Source organism: Phenylobacterium sp., from assembly GCF_004799395.1.
Classification (GTDB): Bacteria; Pseudomonadota; Alphaproteobacteria; order Caulobacterales; family Caulobacteraceae; genus Phenylobacterium.
Window position 1 is genome coordinate 1 of the sequence record NZ_SSMZ01000006.1, and the last position, 10,063, is coordinate 10,063.

The 10,063-nt window shown below is 68.0% G+C and carries 10 protein-coding genes; 2 read left to right on the plus strand and 8 right to left on the minus strand.

Translation table 11 applies throughout. The annotated features are described in order from the left end of the window. The 7 genes from E8A12_RS00300 to E8A12_RS00330 all read right to left on the minus strand — a co-directional run. Window positions 1-1,124: MFS transporter (locus E8A12_RS00300; protein WP_293365754.1), on the minus strand; the 1,124-nt coding region annotated here is incomplete at its 3' end. 45 nt (window positions 1,125-1,169) lie between these two features. Then, window positions 1,170-2,096 (minus strand): cytochrome c, encoded by a 927-nt coding sequence (locus E8A12_RS00305; RefSeq protein WP_293365755.1) that lies wholly within the window; start codon window positions 2,094-2,096, stop codon window positions 1,170-1,172. A 59-nt stretch (window positions 2,097-2,155) separates the two neighbouring features. Further along, a complete protein-coding gene (locus E8A12_RS00310) occupies window positions 2,156-2,611 on the minus strand; it encodes a cytochrome c (RefSeq protein WP_293365756.1) in 456 nt (151 codons plus the stop codon). Window positions 2,612-2,832: 221 nt separating this feature from the next. After that, window positions 2,833-3,210 (minus strand): c-type cytochrome, encoded by a 378-nt coding sequence (locus tag E8A12_RS00315; protein ID WP_293365757.1) that lies wholly within the window; start codon window positions 3,208-3,210, stop codon window positions 2,833-2,835. Window positions 3,211-3,279: 69 nt separating this feature from the next. Continuing rightward, on the minus strand, window positions 3,280-5,634 hold the full coding sequence (locus E8A12_RS00320) for a PAS domain-containing protein (protein ID WP_293365758.1): 2,355 nt from the start codon (window positions 5,632-5,634) through the stop codon (window positions 3,280-3,282). A gap of 88 nt (window positions 5,635-5,722) precedes the next feature. Beyond that, window positions 5,723-6,913: an acyl-CoA dehydrogenase gene (locus tag E8A12_RS00325; RefSeq protein ID WP_293365759.1), complete on the minus strand. Its 1,191-nt coding sequence runs from the start codon at window positions 6,911-6,913 to the stop codon at window positions 5,723-5,725. A 41-nt stretch (window positions 6,914-6,954) separates the two neighbouring features. Continuing rightward, window positions 6,955-7,779 (minus strand): enoyl-CoA hydratase-related protein, encoded by an 825-nt coding sequence (locus tag E8A12_RS00330; RefSeq protein ID WP_293365760.1) that lies wholly within the window; start codon window positions 7,777-7,779, stop codon window positions 6,955-6,957. Window positions 7,780-8,077: 298 nt separating this feature from the next. On the opposite strand from E8A12_RS00330, the gene E8A12_RS00335 reads away from it, so the two are divergent. Next, a complete protein-coding gene (locus tag E8A12_RS00335; RefSeq protein WP_293365761.1) occupies window positions 8,078-8,317 on the plus strand; it encodes a hypothetical protein in 240 nt (79 codons plus the stop codon). A 6-nt stretch (window positions 8,318-8,323) separates the two neighbouring features. Here the strand turns inward: E8A12_RS00335 and cysQ are convergent, their stop codons facing one another. Further along, window positions 8,324-9,082, minus strand: coding sequence for a 3'(2'),5'-bisphosphate nucleotidase CysQ (gene cysQ, locus E8A12_RS00340; RefSeq protein ID WP_293365762.1), 759 nt, complete (start codon window positions 9,080-9,082; stop codon window positions 8,324-8,326). 63 nt (window positions 9,083-9,145) lie between these two features. Between cysQ and chpT the strand changes: the two genes are divergently transcribed. Then, window positions 9,146-9,802 carry a histidine phosphotransferase ChpT gene (gene chpT, locus E8A12_RS00345; protein ID WP_293365763.1) on the plus strand — a complete coding sequence of 219 codons (657 nt, stop codon included), beginning with the start codon at window positions 9,146-9,148 and terminating at the stop codon, window positions 9,800-9,802. Window positions 9,803-10,063: the final 261 nt, after the last annotated feature.

Here is a 10,063-nt window from a genome sequence, read left to right on the forward strand (position 1 = left end):
GCCTTGCCCACCGGGTCGAACTGCAAGGAGCAGTCGGCCGGATCAGCGATCACCGTGGCCGGCGATTTCGCCTGCGCCTCGGCCAGCGCCGGGTTGAGCGTTCCGGCCAGCATGTGGAAGCCGGGGAAATAGGCGACCAGCATCAGCGTCATGCCGGCCAGCATCACGGACTTGCGGCCCCACTTGTCGGAGAGCCAGCCGAAGAACACGTAGAGCGGCGCGCTGGCGGCCACGATGGCCATCATCAGGCCATTGATGGTGGTCGCCTCGACCTTCAGGAATTTCTCCATGAACGTCTGCACGTAGAAGAAGGCTGTGTACCAGACTGCGCCTTGGGCGAACATCACCGCCACCAGGGCCAGGAGCACCAGCTTCAGGTTCTTCCACTGGCCGAAGGCCTCGGTGAAGGGCGCCGCCGACAGGCCGCCTTCTTTCTTCATGGTGGCGAAGGTCGGACTCTCCTGCAGGCGCATGCGCATGAAGATGGAGACCGCCAAGAGGCCCGCCGAGAACAGGAAGGGGATCCGCCAGCCCCAGGCGTCGAAGGCCGCGGGGCCGAACGCCTTGCCGAGCGCCAGCCGCGTCAGGAGGATCACCAAGAGGGCTGCGAAGAGACCGAAGGCCGCCGCGGTCTGCACCCAACTGGTGGAGCGGCCCCGCGCGTTGCTGGGCGCGTGCTCGGCGACATAGATCGCCGCCCCGCCGTATTCGCCGCCGAGCGCGAAGCCCTGCACGATACGCATCAGGAGCAGCAGGATCGGGGCCGCGACGCCCGCGGTCGCATAGCTGGGCAGCAGCCCGATGGCCACGGTCGCGCCGCCCATCAGCGCCACCGTGATCAGGAAGGCCCCCTTGCGGCCCACCCGGTCGCCGATGCGCCCGAACGCCAGGGCGCCGATCGGCCGGAATGCGAAGCCGACGCCGAACAGGGCCAGCGCGGCGATATAGCCCGCGGTCTCGTTCAGGCCCGAGAAGAAGGTCTTGGAGACGACCTGGGTCAGGCTGCCGAAGACGAAGAAGTCGTACCACTCGAAGGTCGCGCCCAGCGACGAAGCCGCCACCACGGTGCGCAGGCTGGCGGCCTTCTCCGACGCCACGGCGCCTGCTGCGGCGAGTTCCGCCATCTTAAATTGTTTCCTCTTGGCCGAGCGTCTTGAGCAGGGCGGACCCTAGCAGGTCTTCTTCTTGCCGTTGCCGTCCTTGGGCGGCAGGGCGTGGATGTAGGTCCCGATGGCGGCCACGTCGGCATCCGGGAGCTTGCTGGTGGAGGCGACGACGTCCTTCATGCCGGTGGGCTCGTTGAAGCACTTGTCGGTCCCCGACTTCAGGAAGTCGGTGATGTCTTGCTCGCTCCAGTCGCCGATGCCGTCCTTCGACGGCGTGATGTTGCTGGCGAAGCGGCCGCCGGCCTCGAGGTTGGGTGCGCCGGCGTACAGCTTGTCGGCCTCGACGCCGCCGAGCGCGTTGCGCGGGGTGTGGCACTCGGCGCAATGGGCCGGGCCTTCGGCCAGGTATGCGCCGCGGTTCCAGGCCGCCGACTGCTTCGGATCGGCAGCGAACTCGTGCGGCTTGAAGTAGAGCAGCTTCCAGAAGCCGACCGCCAGACGCAGGCTGTAGGGGAACTTCAACTCGTGCGGCGCCGTGGGTCTGGCCACCGCCGGCAGGGTCTGGATGTAAGCGAAGAGGTCCCTGACGTCGGACGTCTTGAGCAGGCTGTACGAAGAGTAGGGGAAGGCCGGATAGAGGTGTTCGCCGTGGCGGCCAGTCCCGCGCTTCATGGCGTTGGCGAACTGGGCTTCCGTCCAGCCGCCAATGCCGAACTGCTTGTCCGGAGTGATGTTGGGGACCACGAACGTCCCGAAAGGCGACCTCAACTTCAGCCCCCCGGCGAGCTGGGTGCGGTCGTCCTGGCCGGGGGTCATGTGGCAGGCCGAGCAGTTCCCGGCGGTGAAGACCACCTGGCCGTTGGCGACATCGGGGTGATAGCCGGCGAGCAGGTCCGAGGCCGGTAGTGTCTTGGGCGCCGTGATGAACCACAGGGCGCAGGCCACGACCACGACCAGCACGCCCACGACGATCAATCCGCGCCTAAGCATCGCCGCTTTCCACCCCTTGATTTCCATCCGTCAGGCGCGCCCCAGCGCGCCGGTTGGGCTCAGGTCGTCTTCTTCTTGCGATAGACGTCATGGCACGACTTGCAGGTCGCGCCCACTGCGGAGAAGGCCGGTTTGAAGGCGTCCGCGCTCGTCGTCTTGCCGGCGGTGGCGGCGAGCGTCGCCATTTCCGTCAGGCGCTTGTCGAAGTCGGCCTTGTTCTCCCAGATCTTCGGATCGGCGGACGTCTTCGGGTCGGCGCCGCTGCCGGCGGGATAGAGGCCGTGCAGCTTCTTGGCGTCGGCGGCGACCGCCTCCATCGCGATCTTCGCCTTGGCCGCGTCGAAGGTGGCCGGCGAGTTGAGGCCCGCGGCTTCCTTCATGGACTGACCGACGGCCTTCATGGTCGCCTGGCGCTCTTCCACCGGGTTGCCCGCCGAGAGCGCCAGCGAGGAAACGCCGATTGCCAGCACCGCGCTTGCGGTCGTGGCCCACACGAGTGTTCTAGTACGCGTCATTCGAGGCTCCGAAATGCGCCCGCGGGCCGCGCGAGCGTGAGGTTGGCCAAGGTCCGGAGGGCGCCGGCGGCGTCGGGCGAATCCCAACGATTTCAGCGGACACCCATCCATTTTCCAGTCAAGTCAGGTCCCGACCTACCGCGACGAAGCCCCTGCCACAAGGGCCAAGGCTATGCGACCCAAGCATACCGAATATTCGAAAATGCCTCGCTCGGCGACGGCTAGGGCTTCAGGGTCGCCAGGTAGTCCGCGATGGCCTTGGCGGTCGCCGCGTCGGCGGCGCCGGAATAGTCCATCTTGTTGTTCGGCACGGTCTTGGCGGGGTCGAGGATGAAGGCCTGCAGGTTCTCCGGCGTCCAGCTCATCCCCCAGGCCTTGAGGGCCGGCGAATAGTCGAAGTCCGGCACGCTTCCGGCCTTGCGCCCGGCGACGCCGAACAGCGTCGGGCCCAGCGACACGCCGCCCGGCTTGACCTCATGGCAGGCGGTGCAGACGGCGAAGTCGGCCGGCGGCGTCGCTGGCTGAGCCATGGCGGAGGTCGCGGCCGCTGCGGCGAGCGCCGCCAGCCAGAGGGTCGCGGAAGGGCGGCGCAGGCTCATCGTCGGTCAACTCCCCAGGGTGTGTCGCTAGGGAAGCCTTAGCATCGGTTCGCGAGGCGTTGGAAGCCGCTAGGCGGCGTTCGCCGCGGCGTCGGCCTCGACGTCTGGCGCGGGCGCGCTCAGGCGGGCGATCTCGCGCAGCAGGACGCCGGGCGAGATCGGCTTGCCGACCACGCCGTCCATGCCGGCGTCCAAATAGGCGCGGCGCTGGTGGGCCAGCACGTTGGCGGTGAGCGCCACGATCGGGGTCTCGGCCGCCGCGCCGCCAAGGGCGCGGATCCGCCGGGCGGCTTCCAGGCCGTCGATGCCGGGCATCTGGACGTCCATCAGGATCAGGTGGAAGTCGCCGGTCTGCGCGGCCTCGACCCCCAGATAACCGTCGGCGGCGGTGGCCACCTGGGCGCCCAGGCTTTCCAGGAGCTTGGTGGCGATCATCCGGTTGGTGGCGTTATCCTCGACCACCAGCACGCGCAGGCCATCGAGCACCGGCTCCAGGCTTTCGGCGGTTTCTGGCGCGGCCTCGGCGGGGCTGGCGGCGATTTCCAGCCAGAAGGTCGAGCCCAGGCCCTCCTCCGATGAGAAACCGACGGCGCCGGACATCATCTCGGCCAGCTTCTGGGTGATCGCCAGGCCCAGGCCCGAGCCGCCGAATTTGCGGGTGGTCGAAGCGTCGCCCTGGTCGAAACGCTGAAAGATGCGGCTCTGCGCCTCGGCGGGGATGCCCACGCCGGTGTCGATGACGTCGAAGCGCAGGAAGCCCGGACGCGGCGATCCGCAGCGCACGGTTACCGAGCCGCGCTCCGTGAACTTCACGGCATTGCCGATCAGGTTGAACAACGCCTGGCGCAGGCGCACCGGGTCGGAACGCACCCAGCCCAGGCCAGGCTCGCAGTCGATGCGCAGCAGAAGCCCTTTGCCTTCGGCTTGCGGCCGCAGCAGTCGAGTGACGCCCTCCAACAGGCTCTGCGGATCGAGCGCCTCGTCGGTCAGTTCCAGGCGGCCGGCCTCGATTTTCGAGAAGTCGATCACGTCGTTGAGCAGCTCGGCCAGCATCTGTCCGCAGGAGAGCGCCTCTTCCAGCATGTGGCGGCCCTCGTCGGTGAGTTTCTCGCCCTTGAGCAGGTGGAGCACGCCCATGACGCCGTTCATCGGCGTACGGATCTCGTGGCTCATATTGGCCAGGAAGGCGGACTTGGCCTCGCCCGCGGCCTCGGCCGCCTGCTGGGCTTCCAGCAGCGCGATCTCCTGGCGCTTGCGGGCGTCGAAGTCCTGGATCAGGCCCACGGCCTTCAGCCAGCGACCGTTCTTGCCGACCTTCAGGTGGTGCGAGACACGGATCCAGCGGGTCTCGCCGTCTGGCCGCACGATGCGCGCGTCGAAGGCGCCGGCCGGACTTGATCCGGTGTGCAGGGCGCGGAAGGATTCGCGCACATGGTCCAGGTCGTCGGGGTGGAAGCCCGGGAAGCGCAGCTGCGTCGCCTGCTCGTAGGTGGCGTCGTCCTGGCCGGTGATCTTCACGAATTCCGGCGAGGCCCAGAAGGTCTTGCCCACGTGGTCGATCTCGTAGACCCCGGCCTCGGCGGCTTCGAGCGCGACGGCCAGCCGCTGAGCGTTGGCCTGGGCCTCGCGTTCGGCGCGCTTCATCTGCAGCTCGCCGCGGCGGGCGATGTCACGGGCCTTGGCCAGTTCGGTGATGTCCTCGGAAATGCCCTTCAGCGCGAAGACGCCGCCTGGCCTGGCGTCCGTGCGGAAGGTGGCCCGCCAGGAGGTCCAGCGGCCATTGACCTTCATGCGGTGCTCCAGGCTCGCGCCGACGCCGCTGGTCACGGCGCGAGCCATCAGGGCCTGGGTGTGTTTGCGGTCGGCCGGGTGTACGAGGGCGTAGAACTGCTCCGGCGTGCGCATGTCCTCGGCGTCGATGTTGGTCAGCGACAGCAGGTCGCGCGACCACTCCACGCGATTCTCGAGCGGCTCGAACACCCAGGTTCCAATGCCGGCGGACTCGCTCAGCAGGCGGCGCGTGCGGCGGGTCTCCTCAAGCTCAGCGGCCCGGGCGCGTTCCTCGGTGGCGTCGCGCAGGGTGCCGATGAACTCGCCGCTGGGCATCTTCTGGGTGCGGGCGGCGAACCAGCGATAGCTTCCATCCTTGGCCAGCATTCTCACTTGGCGTTCGAAGGTCGCGCCGGGCGCCATGGCCCGGAACCGTTCGACCACGCCGTCGCGGTCTTCAGGATGGTTGAACTCGATCGCCGGCCTGCCGATGATTTCGGCCTCGTCCCAGCCGAGGATGGTCTTCCAGGCCGGGTTGATGAGCTTGTGCAGACCCCGATCGCTGACGACATGCATCAGGTCGCTGCTGTTCTCGAACAGCGACTGGATCATCTCAGCCTTTTCGGCCGCGCCTGACGCGCTTTTTCCGGCCATGGACGTTCCACCCCCAAGGTAGGGGTGCGAACATAGTGGCCACTCGTAAACGTATCGTTGGAGGCGGCCGGCGGCGCGAAGTTGCGGGCTAGAAGGCGTTCTCGCCGGTGATCGCGCGGCCGAGGATCAGCGCATGCACGTCGTGCGCGCCCTCGTAGGTGTTCACGGTCTCCAGGTTCGCCGCGTGGCGCATCACGTGATACTCGCCCGAGATGCCGTTGCCGCCGTGGATGTCGCGGGCCTCGCGGGCGATGGCCAGGGCCTTGCCGCAATTGTTGCGCTTCATCAGGCTGATGGCCTCCGGGACCCAGGCGCCCTGGTCGATCAGCCGGCCCAGCGCCAGCGCGCCCTCGAAGCCCAGCGCAATCTCGGTCTGCATGTCGGCCAGCTTCTTCTGGATCAGCTGGCGCGCGGCCAGCGGCTTTCCGAACACCTTGCGGGTCAGGGTGTAGTCGCGGCTGGCGTGCAGGCAGAACTCGGCCGCGCCCATTGCGCCCCAGGCGATGCCGTAGCGGGCTTTGTTCAGGCAGGAAAACGGCCCGCGCAGCCCGCTGACGTTGGGCAGCATCATGTCGTCGGGCACGAAGACGTCCGAAAGCGCGATCTCGCCGGTCACCGAGGCGCGCAAGCTGAGCTTGTTCGTGATCTTCGGCGTGGCGAAACCCTCGGAGCCACGGTCCACCAGGAAGCCCCGGATCACCCCATCGAGCTTGGCCCAGACCAGGGCCACGTCGCTGACCGGCGAGTTGGTGATCCACATCTTGGATCCGTTCAGCACGTAGCCGCCGTCGACCTTCTTCGCGACCGTACGCATCGAGGCAGGATCGGAGCCGCCGTCGCTTTCCGTCAGGCCGAAACAGCCGATGATCGTGCCGTTGGCCATTCCCGGCAGGTACTTCATCCGCTGCTCTTCCGAGCCGAAGGCGTAGATCGGGTACATCACCAGCGAGGACTGCACACTCATCGCCGAGCGGTAGCCAGAATCGATCGCCTCGATCTCGCGGGCGATCAGGCCGTAGGCCACGTGGTTGACCTCGGCGCAGCCGTACTTCTCCGGAAGCGTGGGACCTAAGAAACCCAGCGCGCCCATCTCGGTCATGATCTCGCGGTCGAACCGCTCCTCGGCGTAGGCCGACACCACACGCGGCAGCAGCTTGTCGCGGGCATAGGACCGCGCTGCATCCCAGACCATGCGTTCTTCTTCCGAAAGCCGCGAGGCGAGGTCGAGGGGATCTTCCCAGCGGAAGGTTTTCTGATCGGCGGCCGTGTCGAGGGGCATGGAAAGTCTCCAGAACGAATGCGGCGGCTTATGACCGGATATCAGCTGCCTGTGTAGACGCCCGGACGTTTTTCCAGGAACGAGTCGCGGGATTCCTTCACGTCGTGGGGCGAGCGGCGGGCGTAGTAGAGGCCGGCGCTTTCGTAGCGCAGGGCCTCTTCCAGGGGCGCCTCGGTGTTGTGCTGCAGCACCCGCTTGGAGACCCGCAGGGCCACGGGCGGCCAGCGGGTCATCTCGTTGGCGTAGTCGATCGCGGCGTCGACCAGCTCGTCTGCGGCGACCAGGCGGTTCAGGAGGCCCAGCGCCTTGGCCTCCTCGGCGCCCACCGCGCGGCTGGTGAAGATGATGTCGGCGGCGGCGGCGTAACCGACGATGCGCGGCAGGAAGAACGACAGGCCGCTATCCGGCGAGAGCGAGCGCTCGATGAAGACGCTCTTGAAGCGGGCGGCCTCGCTGCCGATGCGCACGTCGCAGCCCAGAGCCGTGGACATGCCGGCGCCTGCCGCCACGCCGTTGATCGCCCCGATGGTCGGCTTGTCGAGGCCTGACCACATCATCGCCCAGCGCCCGACCCAGCCCAGCTCGTCGATCCGCTCGAACTGGTCCTTGGGCTCCGGCGCATTTCCGGCCACCGCCTGCCCGGCGCCCAGGAGATCGGCGCCCGCGCAGAAGCCCTTGCCCGCGCCGGTGACCACCAGGGCGCGGAACTCGTCGTCGGCCTTCACAGCGGCCACGGCGGCCGAGACCTCGGCCATCATCGCCCGGTTGATCGCGTTCAGCCGGTCGGGGCGGTTCAGCGTCAGCACGCCGACATGGCCGCGCCGCTCCAGGGTGATGGTTTCATAGTCGCTTGCGTCATAGGCCATCGCCGTCCCTCCGCCGTTCGCCGGCTTTTGCGAGCATCGCGCCGATCTGGCGCCGCGTCGAATCGTACCTCCTCCATCCCGCCGCCGGGGTTGTGTTGCGTTTGCAAGCCACTCGCATTTCGATGCCAGCGCGGCATCTTCAGGAATGACTCTCAATTGGCTTCGGGGCTTGAGGCGACCTTGGGATTTACCAAGGCGGCGCCGTCTCTTCTGGAACCTGATGAATTCGTTAAGCCGCCAGCAACCCAACGCATCTGACGGTGTTCTCAATCCGTAGACTCCGGCAGGGAGCCAACTGATGACCGTCGCCGCTTTTCACATCGTCCGGCCCACCAATCTGCTCGGTTTCGCCGCGCCGTTCCTGGCGCTTGCGATCGTGGCCTTCCTGGCTGGCTTCGGCGGCTACCTGATCCTCGGACCGGCCAATGTGCTTGGCATGAGCCACGGGGCGCCGACGGCCTCCGGTTCGGCCGCGACGCCGGCGGACGTCTACCTGGCCCCCGCTGACCACGCCTCCAACCCGCCCAAGGCGGTCTGAATCCGCTCAGGCGCCGCGCGCCACGAACCATCCGTTCTTGAAGCCGTCCCGCACCTTGCCGTAGGCGAAGGGCCCGCCTTCCGGGGTGGTCAGCTGCCCACCCGCCGCCTCCAGCACCGCGTGACCGGCGGCGGTGTCCCACTCCATGGTCGGCCCGTGGCGGGGATAGATGTCGGCCGCGCCCTCGGCGATCCGGCAGAGCTTGATCGAGCTATCCATCGGCTCGCGCAGGTCGAAGCCGTATTCCGCGGCGAGCTTGTCGGCGGTCTCTGGTTTCATGGTGTGGCTGATCAGCGCCAGCGCCGCGCCCTTCGGCCAGGGCCGCGCGCGGACGGGCTTCGCCGCCACGCCCTTCAGCCGTTTCAGCGCCTGGTCGCCGGCGGTGTACCAGCTCTCTCCTGAAGGCGGCGACGTGACGGCCCCGGCCACCGGGCGGCCATGCTCGATCAGGCCGATGTTGACCGTAAAATGCGGGTCGCCGCGCACGAAGGCCTTGGTGCCGTCCAGCGGATCGACCAGGAAGAACCGCGGCCCGATGGCGTCCGGCGTGCCGAACTCGCTGGCGTCCTCTTCCGAGATCACCGGGATATCGGGAAAACGTTCGGCTAGGGCCTTCAGGATCAGCGCCTCGCCGCGCTGGTCAGCCTCGGTGACCGGGCTCTGATCCGCCTTGTGGGTCACCGTCAGGCCGGAGCGCCAGAGCGGCAGGATCAGGGCCGCGGCCGCTTCGCAGATGTCGGCCAGCTCGGCCCCGATGTCGTTCATGGGCGTTGTCTAATGGCCTCGGCGCGGTTTTCCAAAGGTTCAAATCAAGCCAAGGTCCGCGCCATGACGGACACTCCCACCACCAGCGCCCCCATCCGACCCGCCGAGCTCGCCGCCTTCCTGGCCGCGCGGATGTGCCACGACTTCATCAGCCCGGCGAGCGCCATCGTCTCAGGGCTCGACCTGCTGGAAGATCCCACCGCCCAGGACATGCGCGAGGACGCCATGGGCCTGATCGCCGCCTCGGCGCGCAAGCTGGCGGACCTGCTGGCCTTCACTCGCGTGGCCTTCGGCGCCTCGGCCTCGGCGGAAACCTTCGACGCGCGCGAGCTGGAAAAGCTGGCCCAGGGCGTCTTCAGCCATATGCGCGCCACGCTGGACTGGCGCCTCGATCCGGCCGGGGTGAACAAGCCCGCCGCGCGCGCCCTCCTGAACCTCGCCCAGATCGCCGGCGCGGCGCTCCCCACCGGCGGCGTGGCCAAGGTGCGCGCGGTGGAAAAGGACGGCGCCATCGCCATCGCCATCGAGGCCACCGGCCCGCGCGCGCGCCTGCGCCCCGAAGTGCTGGCGGGTCTCGCGGGCGAAGGCCCTGGCGAAGGCCTGCACGGCCACTGGGTGCAGGCGCGCTATGTGAACCTGTTTGTCACCGACGCCGGCGGCCGGGTGCTGGCCGAGGTCGCCGAGGAGAAGGTCACCCTGGCCGCGACCATTCCCGCCTGAGCGCGACTGTCGGATTTCAGGCGGCGGCCTTCTGCGTCAGCCGGATGACCGCGCGAAGCGTTGCAGCAATCGACGGGCCGCAGTCTCCGGCCAAGCTCCGATTCGTCAGCCAAGGGGCGGAGGGAGCTTGAAGCGCAACACCATACACGTCGTGGTGGCCACGCCCTGCTACGGCGGCATGGTTACTCAGCGCTACATGCAGTCTGTCTGCAGCCTGATGCTGGCCGCGGTGCACGACAATGTCGACGTGACCCTGGAGCT

Coding starts and splice junctions, on each gene's coding strand:
- E8A12_RS00305 (WP_293365755.1), bottom strand. CDS start 2,096: ATGCTTAGGCGCGGATTGATCGTCGTGGGCGTGCTGGTCGTGGTCGTG.
- E8A12_RS00310 (WP_293365756.1), bottom strand. CDS start 2,611: ATGACGCGTACTAGAACACTCGTGTGGGCCACGACCGCAAGCGCGGTG.
- E8A12_RS00315 (WP_293365757.1), bottom strand. CDS start 3,210: ATGAGCCTGCGCCGCCCTTCCGCGACCCTCTGGCTGGCGGCGCTCGCC.
- E8A12_RS00320 (WP_293365758.1), bottom strand. CDS start 5,634: ATGGCCGGAAAAAGCGCGTCAGGCGCGGCCGAAAAGGCTGAGATGATC.
- E8A12_RS00325 (WP_293365759.1), bottom strand. CDS start 6,913: ATGCCCCTCGACACGGCCGCCGATCAGAAAACCTTCCGCTGGGAAGAT.
- E8A12_RS00330 (WP_293365760.1), bottom strand. CDS start 7,779: ATGGCCTATGACGCAAGCGACTATGAAACCATCACCCTGGAGCGGCGC.
- E8A12_RS00335 (WP_293365761.1), top strand. CDS start 8,078: ATGACCGTCGCCGCTTTTCACATCGTCCGGCCCACCAATCTGCTCGGT.
- cysQ (WP_293365762.1), bottom strand. CDS start 9,082: ATGAACGACATCGGGGCCGAGCTGGCCGACATCTGCGAAGCGGCCGCG.
- chpT (WP_293365763.1), top strand. CDS start 9,146: ATGACGGACACTCCCACCACCAGCGCCCCCATCCGACCCGCCGAGCTC.